This window comes from Bradyrhizobium sp. 138, assembly GCF_023074075.1.
Lineage (GTDB): Bacteria > Pseudomonadota > Alphaproteobacteria > Rhizobiales > Xanthobacteraceae > Bradyrhizobium.
The window spans coordinates 72,206-98,720 of record NZ_JADPKT010000003.1; the positions used below are offsets into that span (position 1 = coordinate 72,206).

The 26,515-nt window shown below is 63.7% G+C and carries 21 protein-coding genes and 1 tRNA gene; 14 read left to right on the plus strand and 8 right to left on the minus strand.

All coding sequences use genetic code 11. The features are described from left to right. Positions 1-384 precede the first annotated feature (384 nt). The 5 genes from IVA79_RS01355 (at position 385) to IVA79_RS01375 (ending at position 3,836) form a co-directional block, all read left to right on the plus strand. Positions 385-1,329, plus strand: coding sequence for a peptidoglycan-binding domain-containing protein (locus tag IVA79_RS01355; protein WP_247549773.1), 945 nt, complete (start codon positions 385-387; stop codon positions 1,327-1,329). A 68-nt stretch (positions 1,330-1,397) separates the two neighbouring features. Beyond that, positions 1,398-2,063, plus strand: a complete 666-nt coding sequence (locus IVA79_RS01360) for a hypothetical protein (RefSeq protein ID WP_247549774.1) — start codon at positions 1,398-1,400, stop codon at positions 2,061-2,063. Then, entirely contained in the window at positions 2,047-2,517 is a 471-nt protein-coding gene (locus tag IVA79_RS01365; protein ID WP_247549775.1) for a hypothetical protein, read from the plus strand. Before IVA79_RS01360 ends, IVA79_RS01365 begins: the two co-directional genes overlap by 17 nt. Next, positions 2,514-2,945: a hypothetical protein gene (locus IVA79_RS01370; RefSeq protein ID WP_247549776.1), complete on the plus strand. Its 432-nt coding sequence runs from the start codon at positions 2,514-2,516 to the stop codon at positions 2,943-2,945. Before IVA79_RS01365 ends, IVA79_RS01370 begins: the two co-directional genes overlap by 4 nt. Positions 2,946-3,317: 372 nt before the next feature. Then, positions 3,318-3,836 carry an NUDIX hydrolase gene (locus IVA79_RS01375; RefSeq protein WP_247549777.1) on the plus strand — a complete coding sequence of 173 codons (519 nt, stop codon included), beginning with the start codon at positions 3,318-3,320 and terminating at the stop codon, positions 3,834-3,836. Positions 3,837-3,852: 16 nt separating this feature from the next. Here the strand turns inward: IVA79_RS01375 and IVA79_RS01380 are convergent, their stop codons facing one another. The 4 genes from IVA79_RS01380 to IVA79_RS01395 form a co-directional block, all read right to left on the minus strand. After that, complete coding sequence (locus IVA79_RS01380; RefSeq protein WP_247549778.1) at positions 3,853-5,127, minus strand: lipase family protein; 1,275 nt, start codon at positions 5,125-5,127, stop codon at positions 3,853-3,855. 129 nt (positions 5,128-5,256) lie between these two features. Further along, complete coding sequence (locus tag IVA79_RS01385) at positions 5,257-5,742, minus strand: L-2-amino-thiazoline-4-carboxylic acid hydrolase (RefSeq protein WP_247549780.1); 486 nt, start codon at positions 5,740-5,742, stop codon at positions 5,257-5,259. A 141-nt stretch (positions 5,743-5,883) separates the two neighbouring features. Further along, positions 5,884-5,958: transfer RNA gene (locus IVA79_RS01390), tRNA-Val, on the minus strand. A gap of 74 nt (positions 5,959-6,032) precedes the next feature. Continuing rightward, positions 6,033-6,392 (minus strand): response regulator, encoded by a 360-nt coding sequence (locus tag IVA79_RS01395; RefSeq protein ID WP_007597092.1) that lies wholly within the window; start codon positions 6,390-6,392, stop codon positions 6,033-6,035. A 329-nt stretch (positions 6,393-6,721) separates the two neighbouring features. Between IVA79_RS01395 and IVA79_RS01400 the strand changes: the two genes are divergently transcribed. From IVA79_RS01400 to IVA79_RS01410, 3 genes are all read left to right on the plus strand, one after another. Continuing rightward, positions 6,722-7,612 (plus strand): N-formylglutamate amidohydrolase, encoded by an 891-nt coding sequence (locus tag IVA79_RS01400; protein WP_247549782.1) that lies wholly within the window; start codon positions 6,722-6,724, stop codon positions 7,610-7,612. Between the two features lie 526 nt (positions 7,613-8,138). After that, positions 8,139-8,921 carry a histidinol-phosphatase gene (gene hisN / locus IVA79_RS01405; RefSeq protein ID WP_247549784.1) on the plus strand — a complete coding sequence of 261 codons (783 nt, stop codon included), beginning with the start codon at positions 8,139-8,141 and terminating at the stop codon, positions 8,919-8,921. A gap of 20 nt (positions 8,922-8,941) precedes the next feature. Beyond that, entirely contained in the window at positions 8,942-9,931 is a 990-nt protein-coding gene (locus tag IVA79_RS01410) for a tripartite tricarboxylate transporter substrate binding protein (protein WP_247549785.1), read from the plus strand. Positions 9,932-9,965: 34 nt separating this feature from the next. Here the strand turns inward: IVA79_RS01410 and IVA79_RS01415 are convergent, their stop codons facing one another. Further along, positions 9,966-10,856: a LysR substrate-binding domain-containing protein gene (locus tag IVA79_RS01415; protein ID WP_247549787.1), complete on the minus strand. Its 891-nt coding sequence runs from the start codon at positions 10,854-10,856 to the stop codon at positions 9,966-9,968. 170 nt (positions 10,857-11,026) lie between these two features. Between IVA79_RS01415 and IVA79_RS01420 the strand changes: the two genes are divergently transcribed. Next, positions 11,027-11,779, plus strand: a complete 753-nt coding sequence (locus IVA79_RS01420; protein ID WP_247549789.1) for a sulfite exporter TauE/SafE family protein — start codon at positions 11,027-11,029, stop codon at positions 11,777-11,779. A 163-nt stretch (positions 11,780-11,942) separates the two neighbouring features. Here the strand turns inward: IVA79_RS01420 and IVA79_RS01425 are convergent, their stop codons facing one another. Then, positions 11,943-12,575 carry a LysE family translocator gene (locus IVA79_RS01425; RefSeq protein ID WP_247549790.1) on the minus strand — a complete coding sequence of 211 codons (633 nt, stop codon included), beginning with the start codon at positions 12,573-12,575 and terminating at the stop codon, positions 11,943-11,945. A 218-nt stretch (positions 12,576-12,793) separates the two neighbouring features. Between IVA79_RS01425 and IVA79_RS01430 the strand changes: the two genes are divergently transcribed. Together IVA79_RS01430 and IVA79_RS01435 are read left to right on the plus strand one after the other, a co-directional pair. Further along, on the plus strand, positions 12,794-14,590 hold the full coding sequence (locus tag IVA79_RS01430) for a tetratricopeptide repeat protein (RefSeq protein WP_247549792.1): 1,797 nt from the start codon (positions 12,794-12,796) through the stop codon (positions 14,588-14,590). A gap of 191 nt (positions 14,591-14,781) precedes the next feature. Continuing rightward, positions 14,782-17,541 (plus strand): di-heme-cytochrome C peroxidase, encoded by a 2,760-nt coding sequence (locus IVA79_RS01435; protein WP_247549794.1) that lies wholly within the window; start codon positions 14,782-14,784, stop codon positions 17,539-17,541. Positions 17,542-17,710: 169 nt separating this feature from the next. On the opposite strand, the gene IVA79_RS01440 is transcribed toward IVA79_RS01435, so the two are convergent. Beyond that, positions 17,711-18,658: an alpha/beta hydrolase gene (locus IVA79_RS01440; RefSeq protein ID WP_247549795.1), complete on the minus strand. Its 948-nt coding sequence runs from the start codon at positions 18,656-18,658 to the stop codon at positions 17,711-17,713. 219 nt (positions 18,659-18,877) lie between these two features. Here IVA79_RS01440 and IVA79_RS01445 point away from each other — a divergent pair, with 219 nt between their 5' ends. Continuing rightward, entirely contained in the window at positions 18,878-19,348 is a 471-nt protein-coding gene (locus IVA79_RS01445; RefSeq protein WP_247549797.1) for an Hsp20 family protein, read from the plus strand. Positions 19,349-19,498: 150 nt separating this feature from the next. Beyond that, positions 19,499-20,269, plus strand: coding sequence for an alpha/beta hydrolase (locus IVA79_RS01450; RefSeq protein ID WP_247549798.1), 771 nt, complete (start codon positions 19,499-19,501; stop codon positions 20,267-20,269). Between the two features lie 95 nt (positions 20,270-20,364). On the opposite strand, the gene IVA79_RS01455 is transcribed toward IVA79_RS01450, so the two are convergent. Further along, on the minus strand, positions 20,365-21,162 hold the full coding sequence (locus IVA79_RS01455; protein WP_247549800.1) for a hypothetical protein: 798 nt from the start codon (positions 21,160-21,162) through the stop codon (positions 20,365-20,367). A 492-nt stretch (positions 21,163-21,654) separates the two neighbouring features. On the opposite strand from IVA79_RS01455, the gene gltB reads away from it, so the two are divergent. Continuing rightward, positions 21,655-26,403: a glutamate synthase large subunit gene (gene gltB / locus IVA79_RS01460; RefSeq protein ID WP_247549802.1), complete on the plus strand. Its 4,749-nt coding sequence runs from the start codon at positions 21,655-21,657 to the stop codon at positions 26,401-26,403. Positions 26,404-26,515: the final 112 nt, after the last annotated feature.

Consider the following 26,515-nt stretch of genomic DNA (forward strand, 5'->3'; position numbering starts at 1 on the left):
AATCCAGATGCAGCGGCGGACGGATCTGTTAGAGCGACCCAACGGCGCGCCCTCGCCCGCCTGAAGCAGCGGCCACGTTGTCGCGCAAGCTCCGGCAACGCTAGAGCGCGGCCTGCCGGTCGACGATCCAACGTCAGCGCGCGGAGTGATCAGCGCCAGCACCGCCATGTCCAGACAGACACTCCCCTTCGCGGGCCCTCCTCTCATCGCAAGCGTAGCTCCGTGTTCAGTGTCGCTCCGCCGGAATCGAGGGCTCGGGTCCCGAACGCCGAAGAAAGACGATTATGAGGTCCGTTACGATCAACCCGTAATTGAACCCACTTGAAGTTGTAGCAGTTTTGTGACTACACTCGCTGTAGGCGCCCCGCATTTCGAGGAAAGCCCATGTCGATCATTTTCAGCAAGCCATACTTCTTGTTCGCCGCAATCGCCGCATGCAAAAACCCAGTTGACCGCCGAGCTTTTGCGGTGCTCGGGGGTCTCTTCCTATCGTGTTGGATACATGGTGCAGCTGCACAGTCGCTCAGTGAGCGGCAAGTGCGAGATGTGCAAGAGGCGTTGATCTGGACGACAGAGTATGACGGATTGATCGACGGGAAGCTGGGGGAAGGAACAAGGCAAGCGATCGGCAACTTCCAAAAACGAACATCATCCAGCCCCACCGGACAATTGAGTCCACAAGAGCTCGACCGCCTGCTCGCAGAGGGGACCCAGATCAGGGATCAACAGTTCGGCTTCAAACAATATACGGACACCGATGTCGGTGTGTCCGTGGGCATTCCGTTCGCATTGCTAGGCAAGTCAGGAAAGACAAAATGGGGAAGGCACTGGGACAATTCACTGGTCTCAATCGACTTGCTGAGGTTCGGAACAGAGGTCTCCTTGAAGGATCTGCACGATAGACTGATCAGCATCAACGGCAGAACTGTTGCCTATGATCGCCTTGTAGAGAACGATTGGTTCGTCATCTCTGCGTTCGAAAATGGTGCAGCTGTGTATGTGCGAGCCAACCTCGTGCATTTTCCGGATCAGCCCGCCGAAATCCGTGGCTTCTCGATCTGGATGAGCAAGGATCGACCTAAGTCTTATCAAGCGATTGCACCTGCGATGCTGTCCAGCTTCCGGTCCAACTACGACAAGAATACGGACGTCTCGAATTACCCGATCGGGCGAGCTCCTGCACAAGGCGGTCCTGTTGCACCGGTTCCGGCGCTCCCGCCCAATCCGATTTCGAATCGCGCCCTGGACAGCAGCGGGCCCGCAATTCAAGTTGGCCGGTGCTACAGGGGATTGGGAGAGTGTCCGCCGATACTTAGTGCATTCAGATAGGTTCGCCCCACGCCAAGGGTACTCTAATGTGTACCAGCTGCACGAGACGAGCGTTTCTCACGACCGGATTGGCAACCGCCTTCATTGGACTGGAGGCACACCCCACCTGGGCGAAGGGACGAGTTGCCTGCGCGATCGGGACGGAGAGCCGAACGAGTGACCGCGACGATCTCTTGTCGAAGTCGAATGATCGAGCCTTTGACAACGCCTTGGTGGTCGAGTTGGAGAGAATTCTCCGGATCATACCGGTCAATCCCGGCTTCAAGTACGTGAAGGACGACAACGCGTTTGCAACGGATACCACCATAGTCACGGGCACGACGGGCACTGTTTTGATTGGATTGAAGCTCGTCAATGAGCTTCTCAAGCCGGATCAGGGCGGCGTGGCCGTTGCATGCGTGCTTGCGCACGAGTGCAGCCATATCTTCCAGTTTTTCTCAGTCAATCAGTACTATGAGCGCTTGGAAGCATCAACCCAGCGCTTGCGCGAGTTGCATGCCGACCTGCTGGCAGGTTTTTATATGGGCAAACGAATGGGCGCAGCCGCGGGTGCCATGCGATCAGTCGAAAAGGCTATGATGGACTTCGGTGACTACAACAACGCGGACCCTAAGGATCACGGCACGCCCGGCCAGAGAAGCGCGGCGCTCGACAAGGGGTATGTATTTGCAATGAATGGATTGAAGTTCGACGATGCTGCAATTGAAGGCGAGAAATATGTTCGAGTCCTTTAGTTTTGCAAAGCATATGATTTGGTCCTGGTCCGTCCGCTCTGCCATCATCGTTGTGATGCTCAGCGGGTCACCGGATGTGCGCGCGCAGGAACTACCGCCGGCATCCGTTTTGCAAAATCCTAGTAGCGGCAGCAACATCGCGAAGTTCTTTTCGTCCAAGACTCCCTACGAGTTCTGGCTAACTTGCCTGATCGGCGCGCTCGGCTTAGCAATCATCGGCGTCCTAATTTTCGGACTTCGCAGGATTGGAAGCGTCAAGCCGGAGGAAATTACACGCCCCGTTATCGTGCTGACGGTGATCGTCGGCACTTTGATCTTGGTGACAGCCGGTTATAGCAATGAGCAGATCGCCCCTGCGTTCGGACTGTTCGGAACAATCGTTGGATACATGCTGGGGCGCCTCTCCCAACCTTCCCCGGCACCCACTCAAACGGAAGAGCGGAAGGGCACATGAGAGCGGCATCGATCCTTCTATCAAGCATGGCGCTCGGCCTCGCGAACCTTGCCTCCGCTGAGGATTCGCCCGCACCGAGACGTCCGCTTGGACCTTCGGAACGATCGACGCAGTTGCGCACACCAGCACAGGATTTGCTTCTGCCAAGTCCTCAATTGTCCCCATTGACTAGTGACAGCATCCGTATTCAGAACGTCGGCGACAAGAAGCTCGTCATGGCTTATTTGGATGCCGACACTTCGTCTTGGAAAACATTCACTATCGAGACGGGTAGGGCTGCGGAGCTGTCATGCCAGAAGTGCGGTAGGCAGTTCGCCGTGGCTTTTCACAACGGCAAGGATTTGAAACAACTGCAGTTGCCTGCGGGCAAGAGTTACTTATTGGGCTGGTCTGACACCGGTGCTGTTTGGGAATTGACATCCCAATAGGGACAGGCGCCTCTCAATCTACTTTAGGTCGCGTCGAGATCTGATGGCTCCGCAAGCCGCAATGTGCATCGTCTTTGCAGTGTCATCTGTTCGTCTGATCTTACATGTGGATCGGGTGTCCGGACTCGGCCCAGCCCTCTGCCCGCCGCCTCCAGTATTCCATTCCATTTGATCGCCGAGCGCAGAGCACCTTCGGCGCTCTTCGACATGGCGAATCAATGCCGGGAAGGGTTGACCTAATCTGTCCCTCAGGCGACAAATCTTGGATCAAGGCTGCCAAGCTCTTGCATGCCGAAGGCGGTGCGGATCCGGCCCGACAACGCTTCGCGTCCACGCATTGCGCGGCGGTGAGGAGGGCGATAACGATGCCCCATGACCAGGTGGCGCCCTCATCCCCACATCCGCGTCGTCGCGATCGGCCTGCACTGGCGCGATGGACGGCTGCTCGCCGCCGAGGTTCGTGACGATGCGGGACTGATCAAGGGCGTGCGTCCGCTCGGCGGCGAGATCGAGTTCGGCGAGAGCTGGCGGGTTGCGCTCATGCGTGAATTCAACGAAGAGCTCGGCATCGCGGTCTCACTGAGGGGCGCGCCCTTGATGCTGGAGAACATCTTCGTGCACGAGGGCGCGACCGGACACGAGGTGATGTTCATCTCCGAAGTCGAGTTTCCCGATGCCGCATTCCGCGATCAGGACCGCATCGACTTCAGGGAGGATAACGGGGCCGAGATCGTGGCGCGCTGGTTCGACCTGGCCGATCTCGATGTGGAGGGCGGCCCGAGACTGTTCCCGACCGAGCTGAAGGGCTTGCTGCTAAGGGCAAGAGACGGAGGCGCTCCTGCTTTGCTGGGCGCGATGACGCCGGAATCGTGTGAGACGAGGCGGCGGTGAAGAAATACGCAGCCGATTAATCGTTGAAGGCCACCCCCCGCGTGGCCTCGCCCGGGGGGCCGGGCTCCGCAATCCCGGCACAATTGGTTTGCGGCTTCTGGCCCGCGAGCATGCCGCGGATCAAAGCGAGCGCATCGGGGAAGGCGGCATTCAGGCCGCCATTATGCGTGGCACCGGGATAGGTCTTCCAGACCACATCGTTTCCAGCGGCGCACAGGGCCACGACCGCCGCATATTGCCGGGCCGGAGCCAGCGTGGAATCGGCAAGGCCGGTGCCGAGCAGCACCGGCACCTTGAGCCGCACCGCCTTCATGTCCGTGATCGCAGTCAGCCGCGCCAGCACATTGGCGATCGGCTCGACGTAGACGTTGTCGCCAGTAATACCGTCTTGCCGGGCGACATTGCGCATCTCGGTCGTGCAGCTCTCGCGCGCCGCTTTCAGGATCGGCTTGCCCTTGTCGGAGACGAGGTCATCGGCGGAGGGCGCGCCGTCGGGCAGCGAACCGCCAAGCAGCATGAGCGACGTATAGATCGGCGAGCTGACCGCGGTGGTCTGCGGCGGCTTGTAAGGACCGTCCGGGAAGGTCGAGACGAGGCCCGTTGCCACGGTGGCGACGAGCGGGACGTCCGGCGCGTAACTCTCGGCGATCACAGTTGCGCCCATCGCGGCACCCGAGCCCTGCGACTGGCCGGTGATGAAGACTTTGGACGCGAGCCTGTCCTTATAGGCGGAGAGCACCGCGCGCACTCCGTCGAGCACCGAACGGCCTTCCGCCTGCCAGATCAGATAGGGATGCGGGCCCGGGCCGCCGAGTCCCTGATAGTCGGTGGCGACGACCGCAAAGCCGTTCTCCAGCCAGCGCTGGATGTAGGTGGCATCGCGCGGCTTGTGACCGGTCCAGGACGGTGCACATGCATCGGAGACGCCGAGCGTGCCGTGCGCCCAGGCAATCAGGGGCCAGCCTCCGGCCGGCGGCTCGCCCTTGGGCAGATAGAGCGTGCCACTGACCGGCACGATGCCTGCGTGCCAGCGCAGATCGCTCGACGTGTAGAGGATGCGCTCAGCGAGTGCGGCGCCTGTGATTTCGGGCTGCACGAGCATGGGTTCCTTGCGCAACATCACGCCGGCGCTCTCGGGCAAGGTTTCGGACCAGCGATAGAACGGCGACAGGTTCTGGTCGCCCACTTTCGGTCCGACCGGCAGCGACGAGTCCGCGTGCGCCTGCGGAATTGCGAGAGCCGAGGCGATGGCGAGCGCCATCATCGATTTTGCGATCGGGGTGGTGAACATAGGCGTCTCCGGTCCCTTTGCGGCGCGCACAGCATTTTTTGGCCGGGTTGATGACCCGGGTATTTTTTATCCGTGTCGATTATGGAGACGATCGCGCGCAGGTCCACGCCTTTTTTGGGCGTAGGTCCTTCATCGCGTTTCGCCACCATCGCGCCGGTAGCGGAAATCGCAATGCGGCGCGCCTTGCATGATGGTCTGCGTGCGCGTCAGCTTGATATCCGAGCCAAAACCTTCCGCGGTCGCAAAGTCGGCGGTGCAGATCAGAAGGAAGCCGAGCTCGGGCTCGCCGAGCGCCTTGTAGAACTCGGCATAGGCGCACCGCGTCACGTCGAAGGCGAAGGCGTTGTGGGTCTGCTCGATGACGTCGTATGCGAGTGCGTCGTCGCGGGCGTAGGTCTTGAAGGCGGAGGACACGGCCTTGCCGAGATCGGGTTCGTTCTCGCCCTGGTTCTTGGCCTTCCAGAATTCCTCGCCGAAGCCGCGATAGAGATCGCCGAGCGCCTTGCGCACCAATGCGTTGGCGCGCGCCTCGCCAAGCTCGGCCTGCAGCGCCTTCACCAGCGGCACCAGCACCTGGGCCTGGATTTTTGCTTGTTCGATGACGGATATGCTCATGGGCCGGGCTCGCGTCGGAGGCGACATCGTAGCCCAGATCGAGCCGTCGTGGCTTGCCGAGCCGTAGCTTGTGGCGGCAGCCCGCCTACGCCCTTTGGGCTTCGGCGTGGCATCCTTCTCTCTGCTATCGCGAGCGAAGGATGGTGGGCACGACAGGGATCGAACCTGTGACCCCTACCATGTCAAGGTAGTGCTCTCCCGCTGAGCTACGTGCCCTAGAGGTCGTCTAGATCGGGTGGGGTCCCTATAACGGCTCAGGAGAGCCGGCGCAAGGACGGAACGGGGTCGATTCAGGCCGCCAGCATCTTGTTCACTTCGCTGACCAATTCGCGCAGATGCACGGGCTTGGACAGCACCTTGGCGTTCTTGGGGGCGTCCGAATCCGAGTTCAGGGCGACCGCCGCAAAGCCGGTGATGAACATGATCTTGATGTCGGGATCGAGTTCCGAAGCCCGGCGGGCGAGCTCGATGCCATCCATCTCCGGCATCACGATGTCGGTCAGCAGCATCTCGAACGGCTCTTCCCGCAGGCGCTGATAGGCGGCCATGCCGTTGTCGTGGGACGAGACCTGAAAACCGGCGTTTTCCAGCGCCTTGACCAGGAAACGGCGCATGTCGTTGTCGTCTTCGGCGAGCAGGATTTTTGGCATGGCAGGAAACGTCGATCCCCAGAGGATATCAGCAGAGGTCACTAAGCCCGACAGAGGGTAAATTTGGGGTGAAAATCTTAACCCCAAGCGGGCTCTTGCTGCCGGCTCTTGTGAACCCGAATGCCGCTCGAAGCAATCGAGCCACGCCGGCGCATCCCCGCTTCCCTGCCCACACGGTTAAGACGTGTTCCAACAAGCCGTCACATCTTTTCACTTGGCAGAATGGTTGCGATTCCGGACAATGACGACACATAAGAGCCGCTCGATCGGCCGAATCAATGCGGTCTGGACCTGCCAGATCCCGGCGCGAAGGGACGAAGCCTGAGAAGATGACCCGGTTTGACGGCGAGGTGTCGCCAGCCTTCGAGATCGTGGAGCCCGCGCAATGGCGCGCGCCTGTCATCTTCAACTCGCCCCATTCCGGTTCGACCTATCCGGACGAATTCCTCGCAGCCTCCAGGATCGACCTGCCGACACTGCGGCGATCCGAAGATTCGTTCATGGACGAGCTGATCGGCCATTTAAGCGAGCGCGGCTTTCCGACCGTCAGGGTGAATTTTCCCCGCTCCTATGTCGACGTCAATCGCGAACCCTATGAGCTCGATCCCCGCATGTTCAGCGGACGGCTGCCGAGCTTTGCCAATACCCGCTCGATGCGGGTCGCCGGCGGCCTCGGCACTATTCCGCGCGTGGTCGGCGACGGCCAGGAGATCTATCGCGACCGCATCCTGGTCGACGATGCGCTGGGGCGGATCGAGACGCTGTACAAGCCCTATCATCGCGCGCTGCGCCGGCTGATCAACAAGGTGCACCAGATGTTCGGCACCGTGGTGCTGGTGGACTGCCACTCGATGCCCTCGGTCGGTGTCAGCAGAGACGAGCCGCGCCGGCCCGACGTCGTGATCGGCGATCGCTACGGCACGAGCTGCACACCGCTTCTGCCGGACCTGGTCGAGGAGACCATGACGGGGCTCGGCTATTCGATCGGCCGCAACAAGCCCTACGCCGGCGGCTTCATCACCGAGCATTACGGCAATCCGGCGAGCGGCCTGCACGCGGTGCAGCTCGAACTCAACCGCGCGATCTACATGGACGAGCGGCGGCGCGAGCGCAGTCCACGCTTTGCGCAGGTGGCGACCGATTTCGGCGTTCTTGCCGACATGCTGGCGACCACGATTCCGTTCGGCGACCTCGGCCCGTTCCAGGCCGCGGCAGAATAGGCGCCGGCTTCTCTCTCGAGTGACGAAGTTTCGGGTGCGAGCGCGTTTTCGCTTCGCAAGCTTGCGCACCTTAAAATGAAAACGGCGGCCGCAAGAAAAAAGGGCCGCTCGCGAATGACGCAAGCGGCCCAAGTCTAGGGAGGAAACGCCCAAGGAGGGCAGCGGTAACGCAAAGCGCTACCGCACCGCAACAATATGCGACCGCGACGCACAAAGTGCAAGGGCTTTTGAGCCGTTTCCCATGCAATATGGACATGGCTCAGTTGCTTCTACGGAAACCCAGATTCAGTTTCTTTGATAAGGAAATTCAATGGGTTGATAGATGTTTGCATGCGAACGAGGCATGGTCGGAACTAAGTTTTCAACGCCGTGATCGATATTTGGCCAGGAGATGACTGAGATGAGGCAGCCGGCCGCGGCATTCAAAATACCAGGGAGCAAAGCCAAGACGGCGCTGCAAGATCCTGCCGAATTGAGCTAGGCAAGAGACGAGCTTCACCCAACTTTCGCTTTGAGGATTCGGCCTGTGACGGTGATCGACTTCTCCGCCTTCATCGGACGGCTCGCCACCGCCTCCGGCGAAACCATCCTGCCATTCTTCCGCACCTCGTTGTCGATCGACGACAAGAGCAAGACCAGGGATTTCGATCCCGTGACGGAGGCCGACCGCGCCGCCGAGGCGGTGATGCGGCGGCTGATCAAGGCCAACTTCCCCCAGCACGGCATCGTCGGCGAGGAATTCGGCAACGAGCGCGAGGACGCCGACTATGTCTGGGTGCTCGATCCCATCGACGGCACCAAATCCTTCATCGGCGGCTTTCCGATCTGGGGCACGCTGATCGCACTGCTGCACAAGGGCGCGCCGGTGTTCGGCATGATGCATCAGCCCTTCATCGGCGAGCGCTTCTCCGGCGACAACGGCTCGGCCAACTACAAGGGCCCCTCCGGCGAGCGCCGGCTCCAGGTCCGCCGCTGCGCCTCGCTCTCGGAAGCCACGACCTACACCACCAGCCCTCTGCTGATGAACGAGCGCGACCGCGCCATCTTCGGCCGTATCGAGCAGGACGCGCGGCTGTCGCGCTATGGCGGCGACTGCTACTCCTATTGCATGCTGGCGGCGGGCCATGTCGATCTCGTGGTCGAGACCGAGCTGAAGCCTTATGATATCGCGGCGCTGATCCCGATCGTGACCGGCGCCGGCGGCGTCGTCACCACGTGGGAAGGCAAGCCGGCCCAGGGCGGCGGCCGCATCATCGCCGCCGGCGACGCCAGGGTTCACGAAGAAGCGCTGAAGCTTTTGAACCAATAGCAAGCGAGCGGAGGGCTTGCATGATTCTCTCACGCAGGCTGCTCGTTGAATTGTTCGTGAGATTGTTCTTGGGATTGTTCCTGCTGCTGCCGTCCCTGGCATCGGCGCAGAACTTTCCGGTCAAGCCGATCAAGCTGATCGTGCCGTTCCCGGCCGGCGGGCCCAACGACATCATCGCCCGGGTCGTCGGCCAGCGCATGTCTGAACTGTGCGGTCAGCCGGTGTTGATCGACAATCGCGGCGGACAGGGTGGCGTGCTCGGCACCGACGCCGTAGCGAAGAGCCAGCCCGACGGCTACACCGTCGCGATCTCCTCGGCCGGCGCCCTCGCAATCAGCTCGAGCATGGAGAAGGTCGCCTACGAGACCCTCACCGATCTCACCCCGGTAACGCTGGTCGCAACCGTGCCGGAAATGCTCGTCGTCGCCGCCAATGTGCCCGCAAAGGACGTCAGCGAATTGATCGCGTTGGCCAGGGCGCAGCCGGGCAAGCTCAACTTCGCCTCCACCGGCGCCGGCAGCCTGCCGCATCTCGCCGGTGAATTGTTCAAGCTGACGGCCGGGATCGACATCGTCCACGTACCCTATCGCGGCGCCGCGCCTGCGGTGAACGACCTCCTGGGCCAGCAGGTGCAGATGGCGTTCTTCGATCTCCCGGCGCTGCTGCCGCAGGTCAGGGCGGGCGCCCTGCGCCCCATTGCGGTCGGCTCGGCCGAACGCGCACCGACCGCGCCTGATGTACCGACCACCGCGGAAGCCGGCTTTCCCGATCTACGCATCGTGAACTGGTACGGCATGGTCGCGCCCAAGGGCACGCCGAAGGAGATCATCGCCGCGTTGCATGGCCTGGTCACGAAGGCAATGGCAGATCCCGCGGTGAAGGAAAAGCTCGCCGCCCAAGGCGCGACGCTGATCGGCGATGAGCCGGAGCATTTTCGTCAATTCATTGCGGACGAAACCAAGAAGTGGGCGAAGGTGATCAAGGACGCTGGCGTAGAGACGGCGAAGTAGACTTGCTTACCCTCCCTGGAGGGTAAGAGTACCCTCACACCGCCGCCGCCCGCAGATGCTCCACCAGCATCTTGGCCGGCTTTGGCAGCGCCTTGAAGCTGCGCGCGCAGATCACGAGCCTTCGGTTGGCGAAAGCATCGCGCAGGCGGACCATGGCGAGCGGCATGGTCTTGGCGCAGCGGCGGGCGGCGGCTTCGGGCACCAGCGCCACGCCGACGTCAGCGGCGACCATCTGGCAGATCGCGTCGAAATCGCGCAGGCGCGCACGGAAATGCGGGCGCATGCCGAGCCGGGCCGCGTGCTTGGAGATGTGCATCTGAAGCGCGGTGGCGCTGGTCAGGCCGACGAAGTCGCAAGCTCCCGCCTCCTGAAAGTCGATCTGGCGGCGGCCGGCGAACGGGCCGCGACGTGAGGTCACCAGCGTCAGACGATCCTCGCTGAAGGGGAAACGCTCGATATGCTCGGGCAGTGCGTGCTCGGCAGCGAAGCCGAGATCGGCGGCGCCCGCGGTGATCGCCGCGGCAATGTCGGTGCTCTCGCGCTCCTCGATGTCGATGGCGACGTCGCGATGCTCGCGCAGGAAGCCGGCGAGCGCTTTCGGCAGATGCTCCGACAGGCCCGACGTGTTGGCGAGGAAATGCACGCTGGCGCGCACGCCAGAGGCAAAGCCGGCGAGATCACCGCGCATGGCATCGATCTGGTGGATGACGAGCCGCGCATGATCGAGCAGGCTCTCCCCGGCCGCCGTCAATTCGACGCCGCGCCGCCCGCGCTTGAGCAGCGCGACGCCGAGCGCATCCTCGAGCCCCTTGATGCGCGCGCTGGCCGAAGCCAGCGCCAGATGCGAGCGCTCGGCGCCGCGCGTGATGCTGCGCTGGTCGGCGACCGCGATGAAGAGCTGGAGGTCGACGAGGTCGAAGCGCATGACAGGTCTCTTTCTTATTGTTGGAGCATGATCTTGTCGGAAAACCGCTGCGCACTTTGCGCTAACGCGGCCCTTCGGGTCCGGATCATGCTCTAGCCTTCGCCCAGAACGAAGGCAGTCTCCGTAACCTCCAGATTGTGCGCCCGCGCAGCTTCAGTCAATGTGCAGATATGATCGACCCGCTCCTCATCGTCATCGCCGCCGTCTTCTTGCTTGCCGGATTCGTCAAGGGCGTGGTCGGGCTCGGCCTGCCGACGGTGTCCATGGGCCTGCTCGCGGTGAGCATGGCCCCGAGCCGCGCGATCGCCATCGTGATCGTGCCCGCCATCGTCACCAACATCTGGCAGACCTTCGGCGGCCCGTATTTGCGCGACATTCTGCGGCGGCTGTGGCCGCTGATGATCGGCACCGTGATCGGCTGCTGGCTCAATGCCGGCGCGCTGACCGGGCCGCATGCGCGCTACGGCACGATCGTGCTCGGCGCCCTGCTCGTCATCTACGCCGTGATCGGTCTGAACAAGTTCAAGTTCCACGTCGCGCCGCAGAACGAGAAATGGGTCGGCGGCGTGGTCGGCGTCGTCACCGGCGTGATCTCGGCCTCGACCGGGGTGCAGGTGATCCCCTCGATGCCGTTCATGCAGGCGATCGGCATGGAGAAGGACGAGCTGGTGCAAGCGCTCGGTGTGTTCTTCACGACGGCAACGCTGGCGCTCGCCTTCAACCTCACCGCCGTTGGGTTGATGACGCCAACCAATGCCGTGCCGGGCGCCGTCGGCCTCACCATGGCCTTTGCCGGCATGTTCATCGGCCAATCGGTGCGGGCGCGGATGCCGGCCGAAGCGTTCCGTCGCTGGTTCCTGATCGCGATGATCCTGCTCGGCCTGTATCTCGCCGGCAGCGCGCTGCTGAAGGAGTTCGCGTAAGCACAGCATCACGGATTGCGCGAAGCGCAAACCGCGATGCGTAACCCACCAACTTCGTTCCGCATGTGAGGAGGCATGGTGAGTTACGCGAGTTACGCCTAGCGACTGCGCTTCGCGCAGCCGCGGGGCTAACCCACCCTACGAAGTCATTCGTTCGAATGACTTACCGCGTCTCCAGCATGGCGACGCGGATGCCGAGATAGATGAAGAGGCCGCCGAGCGCGCGGTTGACCCAGGCGATCGCGCCCTCGGATTTGCGCAGCCGATGCGCGGCTTTCGCGGCAAACGCCGCCAGCACCAGGCACCACAGCGTCCCCGTGCAGATGAAGATCAGGCCGAGCGTCAGGAACGCGAGCGGCTTATGCGGTGAATCGGCTGCGACGAATTGCGGCAGGAAGGCCAGGAAGAACAGCGCGACCTTGGGATTGAGCGCGTTGGTGAAGACCCCCTGCAGGAAGACCCGCCGCAGCGAGCTCCGCACCGGCTCGTCGATCGCTGCCGCGAGCACCGGGCGCGACCACAGCATCTGCAGCCCTGTGACGACCAGATAGGCCGCGCCGACCAGCTTCAGGATCGAGAAGGCGGTCGACGAGGCCATCAGCAGGGCCGAAAGGCCGATCGCCGCGGCCGCGACATGGACAAAACAGCCGCAACTGATGCCGAATGCGGCCGCGGCGCCGCCGCGCCAGCCCATCTGCATGCTGCGGCCGATGACGTAGACGGAATCAGGCCCCGGCGTGATGTTGAGAAGCACCCCCGACAGGATGAACAGCCAGATCTCGTGAATGCCCAACATATGTGACGTGCCCTCGCCGCCGGCTCGAAACACGGGCTTAGTCGGTTCGTCCCACCCCGTCCACCGCCGGAATTGCGTAGGATTTACCTCGAATTTGCAATGCGGATCCTACTTTCGCTCGGCCTCATCTGCTCTATAAAGGTGGGGTTCTTGAAATGCAGGATTCGAGGCGACTGCCACGCCGTGGCCGGTCTGTCCTCACTTGGAGCTGCGAGAATATGGAAAGACGCCTGGCCGCCATCGTCTGCGCCGATGTCGCCGGCTATTCGCGCATGATGGGCAGCGACGAGGCCGGCACACATGCCGCCTTCAAGGCCCATCGCGCCGCGATCCACCCCATCATCCTCAATCACGGCGGCCGGGTCGTCAAAAACACCGGCGACGGCTTCCTGCTGGAGTTCCCCTCGATTGTCGGAGCCACCGAGGCCGCGATCGCGATGCAGACGCTGATGGCGGAGCGCAACCACCATCTGCCGGCCGACCGCGCCATGCAGTTCCGCCTCGGCATTCACATGGGCGACGTCATCGCCGACGAGGACGAAGTATTCGGTGACGATGTCAACATTGCCGTCCGCCTGGAATCGGTGGCGAGCCCTGGCGGCTTCGCGATCTCGGCCAAGGCCTATCGCGAGGCGAGCAAGCATCTCACCGTGCTGCTGACCGATGCCGGCGACCATCGCTTCAAGAACATCAAGGATGCGGTCGGAGTCTGGACCTGGACGCCTGAGGGCGCACCGGCGCTCGCGCCCGAGCTCCGGGAGGCATCCGCCCTCTCGCAACAGTACCGCACCGCAATCGTCGGCGTGCTGCCCTTCGCCAATCTCAGCGACGCCCAGGACGAATATTTCTCCGACGGCCTCACCGAGGATCTGATCCATGCGCTGTCGCTGCAATCCTTCTACCGCGTGCTGAGCCGCAACTCGACCTTCGCCTTCAAGGGCAAGAACACCAGCACGCGGCTGATCGCGCGCGAGATCGATGCCACCTACCTGATCCAGGGCTCGGTGCGGCGCGCCGGCGCCAAGATCCGCGTTACCGCCGAGCTGATCGCGCCGGAGACTGGCGAGCAGCTCTGGACCGGCCGCTACGACCGCGACATCGGCGATTTGTTCGCGATGCAGGACGAGATCACCACCAACCTGTCCGCCGCCATCGCCACCGAGATCGTCCGGGCCGAGGCCTCGGCGCCGGCGCGGCTCTCGACCGATGTGAGCGCCTGGGACCGCTTCCTCAAGGGCCTGTCGCACTACTACCGCCACACCAAAGAAGACCTGGCCGCCGCCGTCGACCTGTTCCGCGAGGCCATCCGGCTCGATCCCAAACTGTCGATCGCGCACGCCTATCTCGCCACGATCCAGATCCAGAGCATCCAGTTCGGCTGGGTCAAGGGCACGCGTGAGATGTGGGCCGAGGCGATGAACCTGGCTGAGACCAGCGTGCGGCTCGACCCGCGCTCCTCCTTCGCGTTCTCGATCCTGTCCTGGGCCCATGCGATGGAGGGGCACTACGAGGCCGCGATGGACGCCGCCAAGCGTGCGGTCGCGCTCAACCCCTATGACAACGGCGCGCGCGGCGTGCTCGGCATCTGCCATTTCGTGATCGGCGAGCACCGCGAGGCGATCGAGCTGTTTTCGATGGCGGCGCAGCGCGACAACAGCGACCCGCGCTACCAATGGGCGGCGCTGAACGCCTTCAGCCACTATCTGTTGCGCCAATATGACGCGACCCTGTCATGGGCCCGCGAGCAGCTCTACATCAACCCGAACCACATGCAGGCGTTGGCGATCCGCGCTGCGGCGTTGGCCCAGATGGGACGGAGTGGCGAGGCGAGCGAGGCCGTCGGCGTGCTGATGGGAGATTATCCAACCCTGAATGTCGACAGGCACTTGCGCAACTTCCACTGGAAGCGGCCTGAGGACCTCGCCCATTACCGCGAGGGGTTGCTCAAGGCCGGCGTGCCGCTCGGCAAGCTGACCCTGGTGCAGAGCGACGTCAGACGCGCCGCCGAGTCCTGAACGCCGCCAAGGGCTCTTAACAGTTCCTGATCGGTCCCCCGGCAAATCCGCCGGCTTTGTTGACACGAGAGTGAATTCGGCCACACTCCGCTACACGCTGAAGTAGTATAGCCTGCTGTCGGTTTGTTAGGACTTTCCGCGCTCTAACAGCGCGCCTGCGCATTTCGATTCGCTGTTTCAGGATTTGGGCCATGCATCACCCCGCTTCGAAGCCGCCCTTCGATCCCTCGATCCCGGTCTCGCCGAACAACCCATGTCCGTTCCTGCGCGGCCTCGCCGGTGAAGGTTTCGTCGAGGGCGGAACCGTTCCGCTCAACACGCTCTCGCAGACCATCGCGAATGCGACCGGCGAGACGGGGCTGAAGAAGATCTCGGCCCGCATCCAGGTCCGCGGCGTTGCGCTGATCGCCAACGGCATCAAGCACATTCTGAAGAGCATCTGGTCGGGCGCGCAGCTCGACGCGCTGCGCGGTGGTCCGCTCGACAAGCGCGGCGCCGGCTCGCGCATCCTCGGCGTCGACGGCAAGGTCAACGAAGACGAGATCGCACGGCTCGCGAGCTTCGGCCGGACCTACACCGACCCGCGCACCGGCAGCAGCGAGCCCGGCCTCAACGCCGCGGAAATCCAGAGCTTCATGCGCGACAACCTCAAGCGCGCCGGCAGCGCCGCACGCTGGTACTACAAGCTGCTGATGAAGTTCGAATGGCCCATCCTTTTGAAGATCATCGGCAAGGGCAAGCAGGACGAGGAACGCTATCTCAGCGTGGCCGACGTGCGCACGCTGTTTGAGGAGCGCAAATTCCCCGACAGTATCAATCAGCGGATCTTGTCGCAGCCGCTGCTGTCGGCCTGCCAGCTCCGCTTTCGCTGGGCCGTCGCGCTCACGGCGTTCGTCATCGGCCTTGGCCTCGTCGCGCTGGTGGCGGTCGCCGAATTCCCCAACCAGGTCCGCGCCATCCTGCCCCAGAAGGGGATCCTCGTGAATCTTCTGCCGCCGCCCTTGCCTGCGGTCCCGGAGACGAAGGCCGCCTTCTGGCTCGAGCAGAACTGGTCGCTGAAAGACCGGCACTGGTTCCATCATGCCAGCCAGGGTACCGCGACCTTCCCGGTGCCCTACGAATGGTTCATCGCGCTGGAGCAGCCGCGGCTTCATCTGTTCTCAAAGCCGGGCATGATGAAGGACAGCGCCTATCTCGAAGGCTTCGGCTTCATCCCGAGCCCGCAGTCGATCCAGACCGACACGACGACACTGCGCCGCTTCGGTTACGCCAATGTCTATGAGACGACGCAGCCATCGGACTGGTCGACCAGATGGACGCCGGTGGAGAACGTCGACGGCCTGCCGGTCGGCTTTGCGCGAATGACCGGCGTCGTCGATCCCGCGACCGGCCGTCGCGAGGAAGACAAGATCGGGCTGACCTGCGCGGCCTGCCACACCGGCCAGATCCATTACCAGGGCGTGGACGTCCGCTTCGACGGCGGCCCGGCCATGACCGACCTGAAGAAGCTGGAGCTCTCCACCGGCCTCTCGATCGCCTACACGCTGTACGTTCCGTTCCGCTTCCAGCGCTTTGCCGATCGCGTGCTCGGCCCCGACGCCAGCAAGACGGACCGCGCCGCACTCAAGCAGAAACTCAGCGCGATCGGCACGTTCCTGATCGACTGGGCGCAAACCCAGCAAAAGACGATTGAAGGCAAGAAGACCTGGAACGGCCGGCAGCAGCAGGACACGGAGGAAGGGTTCGGCCGCCTCGACGCGCTCAACCGCATCGGCAACCAGGTGTTCTCGCAGGATCTCGCGCTGAGCGGGGTCAAGGGATTCGAGAAGAACCTGCACGCCCAGGACGCCCCGGTCAGCTACCCCGCGATCTGGACCGTGCCCTGGTTCAAGTTCGCCCAATACGACGCCTCGATCGAGCAGCCGTTGATCCGCAACGCAGGCGAAGCGCTCGGCGTGACCGCGCTGCTCAATCTGTCCGACGCTTATCCCGCGGACAGGCTGTGGCGCTCTTCGGTGAACATCAGGACACTCGGCTGGATCGAAGACATGCTGAGAGGCCCGGATCCGTTCAAGGCGGCCGAGCCGAAGTTCGGCGGGCTGCTGGCGCCGAAATGGCCCTCGCAGATCCTCGGCGACGCTTGGCGGATCGATCAGAAGAAGGCTGAGAATGGCCGCAAGATCTACGAACAGATGTGTTCCGGATGTCACCTGCCGGCGGTCAACACCGACGCTTTCTGGTCCTCGTCGCATTGGGAGCAGAGCGGCGACAGCAAGGTGCTGAACGCCGTCACGATTCCGCTCAAGGAGATCAATACGGATCCCGAACAGTCGCTCGTTCTCGGCAACAGGGTTGTCGATGTGCCCGGTTTCCTGAAAGTGAACACGGGCGACCTCCAGACATGGTGGCAATGCGAGGTCCCGACCGCCAGCAAGTCCCCCAACGAGATGGTCTATGCGCTGGGCCTCATGACGGTGGTCGATCTCGTCGCGCGCAAATGGATGGACGACGAGAAGGTCCCGGAGGCCGAGCGGGGGAAGATGTGGAATCTCGCGCGCAAGAATTGCCTCAATCCGGCGCCCGATCCGCGCTATCGCGCGCGGCCGCTGAACGGCATCTGGGCCACGGCGCCTTACTTGCACAACGGTTCGGTGCCTTCACTGTATTGGCTGCTGAAGCCGGCGAGCGAGCGCCCGACCAGATTCTGCATGGGCCGCCGCGACTATGACCCCGTGACCGTCGGCTTTGCGGTCACCGCAAACGAGACGTGCAAGACGGGTGAAACGCAGTTCTCGGCGGGGTCGGAGCAGGATCCGATCCAGGGCAACAGCGTGCTCGGCCATTCCTTCGAGCGCAAGGATGGCGAGCCGAAACGCCCCGGCGTGATCGGCCGCATGTTCAAGGACGACGCCGAGCGCTACGATCTGATCGAGTATCTGAAGACGCTGTAGCTAACTCCGGCGACAGTACGCTCCCTCTCCCGCTTGCGGGGGAGGGCTGGGGTGGGGGTATCTCAACGGGCGAGAACCCCCAAGAGGATAGAGCCCTCACCCGGCGCTGCGCGCCGACCTCTCCCGCAGGCGGGAGAGGTGAAACACGCACCGCCTTCGCGGATGCCCCTCACTTGAACAGCGGCGTGCCCGGCACGAAGGCGTCGAAGGCGGCCCAGAACTGGGAGCGGTAGCGATCCTGCTCCTGGAGGATCTCGTGCTTGGCGCCGGCGATCACGAGATGGGATCCGGCGCGCAAGTGATAGGCAAATTCTTCGATCGCCGCGGTGGAGACGACGCTGTCGTTGGAGGCCGCCAGCATCAGGATCGGCTGGCGGATCTGCGAGGGGTAGTTCACGCCCTTGAACGTGTGCATCGCGCGGAAGGCGGTATCGGCCCAGGCGACGGTCGGTGACGCCAGCCCGAGCGTCGGATCCTCCTCCAGGATCGCGGCATTGCGTGCATAGCGCACCGGATCGCTGGTGACGGGATTGTTGATGAAGGGATCGAGCCCGGTGAGGCGGTCGCTGCCGCCGGGGACATAACGGCCGCCCTGCCCGAGCAGACGCATCGTCTTCAGCAATGCACGCACTGGAAGCGAGGTGGTGCGGCCGGGCAGATCGATCATCGGTGCCGACAGCACCATGCGGTCGAACCAGCGCTTGCCCGCATGGGCCACCCGCAGCATCACCGTGCCGCCCATGGAGTGGGCCAGCGCGAAGAAGGGCGGCGGGCAATCCGGCAGCACCACCTGCTGCACGAAGGCCTCGACGTCGACCTCGAAATCGGAGAAGTCGCGCACATAGCCCTTGCGCGGATCGCGCAGGCGGCGCGAGGAATGGCCCTGCCCGCGCCAGTCGATCATCGCCACCGCAAAGCCGCGGTCGCGCAGATCGCGCACGGTCTCGAAATATTTCTCGATCTGCTCGCTGCGTCCGGTGAAGACGCAGACGGTGCCCTTGCGGTTCGCCGGCGGCGCCCAGCGCGCAAAGCGCAGCTCGGCGCCATCGGGGGTCTTGATGGTGCCACTGACGACGTTTTCGGGGACGGGATTGGACGGGATCGAGACCAGCGTCATGATTGGAGGTGCTTGGGCGCGAAGTGCTGCAAATCAAGGGGCCAAAGCGCCGAAAAGGCGCAAATGCCGCCCTCTTGAACGCCGTCTCGTTCCACCCATATCACCTTCGTGCAGGCCGCTACCAGTGTTTCGGAACCGGAACATCAGGCTGCACACAGACTAAAGCCCGGCCCGATTGGCGGGCGGGTACCCAACAGTCGCTCAATGGAGGACTTGACCATGCGTAGCTACGATCTCACCCCGTTCTATCGTTCCACCGTCGGCTTCGACCGCCTCTTCAACCTGCTCGACCAGGCCGGTTCGGACGGCAGCCCCGGTTATCCCCCCTACAACATCGAGCGTACCGGCGAGAACGCCTACCGCATCACCGTTGCGGTCTCGGGCTTCGCCAAGGATGAGCTCTCCATCGTCGCGAAGGAAAACACGCTGACGATCAAGGGCGAGAAGGTCGCAGGCGAGAACTCGAAGTCCGAAGTGCTCTACCGCGGTATCGCCGCGCGTGCCTTCGAGCGCGCCTTCCAGCTTGCCGACTTCGTGCAGGTCAAGGACGCCTCGCTCGAGAACGGGCTGCTTCACGTCGATCTCGTCCGCGAGATTCCCGAGGCGAAGAAACCCCGCCAGATCGCGATCAATGCCGGCGCACCGAAGGCGCAGGTGATCGAGAACTCGGCCGCGCAAGCCGCCGCGTAAACCGCACAACGCTGCTTCCAAGTTACGAAAACGCCCCGGTGCCCCGGGGCGTTTTTTTGCGCCGCATCACAGAGCGGTGAAGGCGCGTAACGGCGCCGCTGTGCGCTCCGTCCTTTGGGCATCGAGCCCAAAACAACACGGAGAACGATCATGACACTTTGGCGCAGCCTTTTCGTCGCCGCGAGCCTGCTGGCGGCTCCTCTCAGCCTCGCTCACGCACAGACACCGCAGACCGTGAAGGCGACGAATGTCGTGCTGGTGCACGGCGCCTGGGCCGACGGCTCGAGCTGGTCGGAGGTGATCCCGATCCTCCAGGCCGCAGGCCTGCATGTGACGGCTGTGCAGAATCCGCTGTCCTCGCTTGCCGACTCCGTCGAGGCGACCAAGCGCGCGCTGGCCGAGCAGGACGGGCCGACCGTGCTAGTCGCGCATTCCTGGGGCGGCACCGTGATCAGCCAGGTCGGCACCGATCCGAAGGTGACCGGCCTCGTCTATATCGCGGCACGCGCGCCCGATGCGAACGAGGATTTCGTCGCCCTGTCAAAGCAGTTTCCGACCGGTCCGGTGCGCGCCGGCATCGTCGAACATGACGGCTACACCAAGCTCTCGGAGGACGCCTTCCTGAAGTATTTTGCCAACGGCGTGAAGCCGGAGCAGGCCAAGGAGCTCTACGCCGTGCAATGGCCGACCGCGGCTTCGATCTTCGCCGGCCGCACCACGGAAGCGGCATGGCATTCGAAGCCGAGCTGGTACGCAGTGTCGAAGAACGACTACACCATCAATCCCGATCTCGAGCGCTTCCTCGCCAAGCGCATGAACGCCACCACGGTCGAGCTCGATGCCGGCCACCTCTCACTGGTGTCGCATCCGAAGGAGGTGGCGAATTTGATCCTGGAAGCGGCGGGGTATCCGCGGAGCTGAAGCTCAGGTCAAGTAACGAAAAAGCGCCCGAGTTTTATCGGGCGCTTTTGTTTTGCTCAGCTCCCTCCCGAGGCCGGCGCGTCAAACCCGCAAGGCTAATCCAGCCCCTGAGCGGCAGGCATCTCCTGCGTCGGCAAGATCGTTGCCAGCGGCTTCGCCTGTCCGACCGTTGATGCCATGGCTTGTGGCGCGGCCTCGGCGGGCTTGGCCTGCGCGGCAGCGGTTTGCCGCGTGGCCTGCGCCTGCGGCGCTTGAGCTTGCGGCGCCGCGGGCTCGGCCGGCTTGGCGGCGGCAACCGGCGTCGCGCCGCGAGGCGGCGCGGCCTTGGGCAGCGGCACGGTCCGGCTCGCCACATGCGGGATCGCGGCGGGCGGCCGCGGCGGGCCGCTGCGGACCATGGTCGGCGGCGGCAGCGCGGTCTTCGGCCCGTAGGGCGCGACCGAACGCTCGTCATAGCCGGGCGCCATGCCATAGGCGTCGGCGGCCGGCATGAAGCGCAAGATTCTTCCGTCGCGGGCATCGATCACGAGCCGGCCGTCGTCGCCGCGGCGGTCGATCACCGCGATGGTGTAGACGCTGCCGCGCAGGCGCGGGATGCCGAGCGGCGAGAAGCCGTTGTCGCGCAGCACCGCGTAGACCTCGGTGGCAGGCAGCAACGCCGGTGCCGGCCCCTGCCCTTCGTAGCCATAGTCGTAACCGTAGCCTTGACCGTAGCCTTGGCCGTAACGCGGCGGCGGTGGCGGCGCGGCCTCCGGCGGCGCATAGGGTCCGTCGAAATCCGACACCGCGAGCACGCCCCCTCCCGCAACACCGCTCGCGGGAATCTGCGCCTGGGCAGTAGTTGCAGCCAGCGCCAGCGTGGCAGCAGCCACACATCCTGTGAAAAACTTCATTTTCGACACGCTCCTGTCAGGCCCCGGATGACCTCGCGCTCTTTCGCTTCTTGCGGCGTGGCGCGCCTTCCGAAGGGTTGATCCGAAGCTTCATTTGGGATTTCGGCGCCCACAGGGCCGGATCGGGGCGCGTTTGCTTCAAAACGGCGGCCGCGCAACTTTTGGAAAGCGATTGATTGACATATCGGGAATCGGGACTTCCGCGCGCTTGTGTGCTAGACAAAAATTTGGCAAGGTGATGGTTAGGACAGGAAGACTGTCTCAATTTTGCCTGCGGTTCCGGCACAGGGATTGCAGCGAAAACTGGCACTTTCGAGCGCCGGCAAGGTACCAGGCAAAGCCGTTCTCGGGGACGAAGAACGCCTAGGCCTGAATTTAAGAAAATGCGGCTCGCAGCGGACGAGCGGTAACCCAGAGGCGGGTGCCGCGGAACGCCGAAGGTGCGCCGAAGGTGGCGGTGAGGCAGCTTGCCGCATGGAGAGGATTGAAACAATGAACGGGTCGCAATTCGAGCGCGCAAACATCGTGGCAGAAGAGCTGTCGGCGACGGTCGCCTCGAAAACGACCGATCCGATGACCAATCCGATTCAAGAGCACAACTCGCGCCCGCCGGCCGAAGGCCTCTACGATCCCGCCCTCGAGAAGGACTCCTGCGGCGTCGGCTTCATCGCCAACATCAAGGGCCAGAAGTCGCACGAGATCGTCGCAGACGCGCTGAACATCCTCTGCAATCTCGAGCATCGCGGCGCCGTCGGCGCCGACCCGCGCGCCGGCGACGGCGCCGGCATTCTGGTGCAGATTCCGCACGCCTTCTTCAGCCGCAAGGCCGGTGAGCTCGGCTTCGCGCTGCCTCAGCCGGGCGAATATGCCATCGGTTCGCTGTTCATGCCGCGCGACACCGCCTGGCGCAACGTCATCAAGAGCATCATCGCCGACCAGATCAAGGAGGAGGGCCTGACCCTGCTCGGCTGGCGCGACGTGCCGACCGACAATTCCTCGCTCGGCGTCACCGTGAAGCCGACCGAGCCCGCCTGCATGCAGGTGTTCATCGGCCGCAACGGCACCGCCAAGACCGAGGACGAGTTCGAGCGCCGGCTCTACATCCTGCGCAAGTCGATCTCGCAGGCGATCTACCAGCGTCGCGACCGTGGCCTTGCGGGCTATTACCCCTGCTCGATGTCCTGTCGCACCGTGATCTACAAGGGCATGTTCCTCGCCGACCAGCTCGGCAAGTACTATCCCGATCTGCACGAGACGGATTTCGAGAGCGCGCTGGCGCTCGTGCATCAACGCTTCTCGACCAACACCTTCCCGGCCTGGTCGCTGGCGCATCCCTACCGCATGATCGCGCATAACGGCGAAATCAACACGCTGCGCGGCAACACCAACTGGATGGCGGCGCGCCAGGCTTCGGTGAGCTCCGAGCTGTACGGCAAGGACATCAACCGGCTCTGGCCCATCTCTTATGAGGGACAGTCGGACACCGCCTGCTTCGACAACGCGCTCGAATTCCTGGTGCAGGGCGGCTACTCGCTGCCGCACGCCGTGATGATGATGATTCCGGAGGCCTGGGCCGGCAATCCGCTGATGGACGAGAAGCGCCGCGCCTTCTACGAATATCATGCCGCACTGATGGAGCCGTGGGACGGTCCCGCCGCGATCGCTTTCACCGACGGCCGCCAGATCGGCGCCACGCTCGACCGCAACGGCCTCAGGCCAGCGCGCTATCTCGTCACCAAGGACGACCGCATCGTGATGGCGTCCGAGATGGGCGTGCTGACGATCCCCGAGGACCAGATCATCACCAAGTGGCGCTTGCAGCCCGGCAAGATGCTGCTGGTCGACCTCGAGCAGGGCCGACTGATCCCGGACGACGAGATCAAGGCCGAGCTCGCCAAGAGCCATCCCTACAAGGAGTGGCTGGAGCGGACCCAGATCGTGCTGGAAGAGCTGCCGAAGGTGCCGACAACAGGGGTGCGTTCCAATCTGTCGCTGCTCGATCGCCAGCAGGCGTTCGGCTACAGCCAGGAAGACATCGCCATCCTGATGACGCCGATGGCGGCCACGGGCGAAGAAGCCGCGGGCTCGATGGGCAACGACACGCCGATCTCGGCGCTGTCGGACAAGGCCAAGCCGCTGTTCACCTACTTCAAGCAGAATTTTGCGCAGGTCACCAACCCGCCGATCGACCCGATCCGCGAGGAATTGGTGATGAGCCTCGTCTCCATCATCGGACCGCGGCCGAACCTGTTCGACCTGCAGGGCATGGCCACCACCAAGCGTCTCGAAGTGCGCCAGCCGATCCTGACCGACGCGGATCTGGAAAAGATCCGCTCGATCTCCGATGTCGCCGAGTCGCACTTCAAGTCGCGCACGCTGGACACCACCTTCCACGCCGGTCTCGGCGCGGCGGGCATGGACCAGGTGCTGGACGAGCTCTGCGCGCGCGCGGAAAGCGCGGTGCGCGAGGGCGTCAACATCATCATCCTGTCCGACCGCATGGTCGGCACCGATCGCGTGCCGATCCCGTCGCTGCTGGCCTGCGCCGCCGTGCATCATCACCTGATCCGCACGGGCCTGCGCACCTCGGTCGGCCTCGTCGTCGAATCCGGCGAGCCACGCGAAGTGCATCACTTCGCCTGCCTGGCCGGCTACGGCGCCGAAGCGATCAACCCGTACCTCGCGTTCGAGACCATCATCGCGATGAAGGACCGCCTGCCCGGCTCGCTCGACGACTACGAGATCGTCAAGCGCTACATCAAGTCGATCGGCAAGGGCCTTTTGAAGGTGATGTCCAAGATGGGCATCTCGACCTACCAGTCCTATTGCGGCGCGCAGATTTTTGACGCGGTCGGCCTCAAGGCCGACTTCGTCGCAAAATTCTTCGCGGGCACGCATACCCGCGTCGAGGGCGTCGGGCTTGGCGAGATCGCCGAAGAAGCGGTGCGCCGTCATGCCGACGCGTTCGGCGAGGCGCAGGTCTACAAGACCTCGCTCGATGTCGGCGGCGAATATGCCTATCGCAGCCGCGGCGAGGATCACGCCTGGACCGCCGAATCGGTGTCGTTGCTGCAGCATGCCGCGCGCGGCAATTCGCAGGAGCGCTATCGCGCCTTTGCAAAGATCCTCAACGAGCAGTCCGAGCGCCTGTTGACGCTGCGCGGCCTGTTCCGGATCAAGAACGCGGACGAAGAGAAGCGCAAGCCTGTAGCGCTCGACCAGGTCGAGCCGGCCAAGGACATCGTCAGGCGTTTCGCCACGGGTGCAATGAGCTTCGGCTCGATCTCGCGCGAGGCGCACACCACGCTCGCGATCGCCATGAACCGGATCGGCGGCAAGTCGAACACCGGCGAGGGCGGCGAGGAAGCCGACCGCTTCAAGCCGATGCCGAGCGGCGATTCCATGCGCTCGGCGATCAAGCAGGTCGCCTCCGGCCGCTTCGGCGTCACCACGGAGTATCTCGTCAACTCCGACATGATGCAGATCAAGATGGCGCAGGGCGCCAAGCCCGGCGAAGGCGGCCAGCTGCCCGGCCACAAGGTCGACGCGACCATCGCAAAAGTCCGGCACTCGACGCCGGGCGTCGGCCTGATCTCGCCGCCGCCGCACCACGACATCTACTCGATCGAGGATCTGGCGCAGCTCATCTACGACCTCAAGAACGTCAACCCGACCGGTGACGTCTCGGTCAAGCTCGTCTCCGAGATCGGCGTCGGCACGGTGGCCGCGGGCGTTGCCAAGGCGCGCGCCGACCATGTCACCATCGCGGGCTTCGAGGGCGGCACCGGTGCTTCGCCCCTGACCTCGATCAAGCACGCCGGCTCGCCGTGGGAGATCGGCCTGGCCGAGACCCATCAGACCTTGGTGCGCGAGCGGCTGCGCAGCCGCATCGTGGTCCAGGTCGACGGCGGCTTCCGCACCGGCCGTGACGTCGTGATCGGCGCGCTGCTCGGTGCCGACGAGTTCGGCTTCGCCACCGCGCCCTTGATTGCGGCCGGCTGCATCATGATGCGCAAGTGCCATCTCAACACCTGCCCGGTCGGCGTCGCGACCCAGGACCCCGTCCTGCGCAAGCGCTTCACCGGCCAGCCCGAGCACGTCATCAACTACTTCTTCTTCGTCGCGGAGGAAGTCCGCGAGATCATGGCCTCGCTCGGCTTCCGCACCTTCAACGAGATGGTCGGCCAGGTGCAGCTGCTCGACCAGACCAAGCTGGTCGCGCATTGGAAGGCCAAGGGGCTCGACTTCTCCAAGCTGTTCGTCAAGCAGAAGGAAGAGAAGGGCCAGAAGATCTATCACTCCGAGCGCCAGAACCATCATCTGGAGGCGGTGCTCGACCGCTCGCTGATCGAGCAGGCGACGCCTGCGCTCGACCGCGGCGCGCCGGTGAAGATCGAGGCCACGATCAACAGCACCAACCGCTCCGCGGGCGCGATGCTGTCCGGCGCCGTCGCCAAGATCTACGGCCATGCCGGCCTGCCGCACGACACCATCCATGTCAGCCTCAAGGGCACCGCGGGCCAGGCCTTCGGCGCCTGGCTCGCCCACGGCGTCACCTTCGAGCTCGAGGGCGAAGGCAACGATTATGTCGGCAAGGGTCTCTCGGGCGGCAAGATCATCGTCAAGCCGCCGAAGAACTCTGCCATCGTGCCGGAAGAGAGCATCATCGTCGGCAACACCGTGATGTACGGCGCGATCGAGGGCGAGTGCTACTTCCGCGGCATTGCCGGCGAACGCTTTGCCGTGCGCAACTCGGGCGCGGTCGCCGTGGTCGAGGGCGCGGGCGATCATTGCTGCGAATACATGACCGGCGGCATCGTGGTCGTGCTCGGCAAGACCGGGCGCAACTTCGCGGCCGGCATGTCCGGCGGCATAGCCTATGTGCTCGACGAGACCGGCGACTTCGACCGGCTGTGCAACCTCAGCATGGTCGAGCTCGAACCGGTGCTCTCGGAAGAGCTGATCAACGCCGGCACCTATAACCATGCCGGTGACCTCGAGGCGCACGGCCGGGTCGACGTGTTCAAGAACCTGCTCGCCTCCGACGTCGAGCGGCTGCACGTCCTGATCTCGCGCCATGCGAAAGCCACCGGCTCCAAGCGCGCCGTCGACATCCTTGCCAATTGGAAGGACTGGCTGCCCAAATTCCGCAAGGTGATGCCGGTCGAGTACCGGCGCGCGCTGCGCGAAATGGCGGCCGCCAACGCGGACGCCGAGCCGAAAATCGCGATCGGGGCGTAAGACAACTAAGCCCTCATGGTGAGGAGCGCGATAGCTGCGTCTCGAACCATGAGGTCACATCCGGGCCTCTATCCTTCGAGACGCGGCGCGAAGAGCGCGCCGCTCCTCAGGA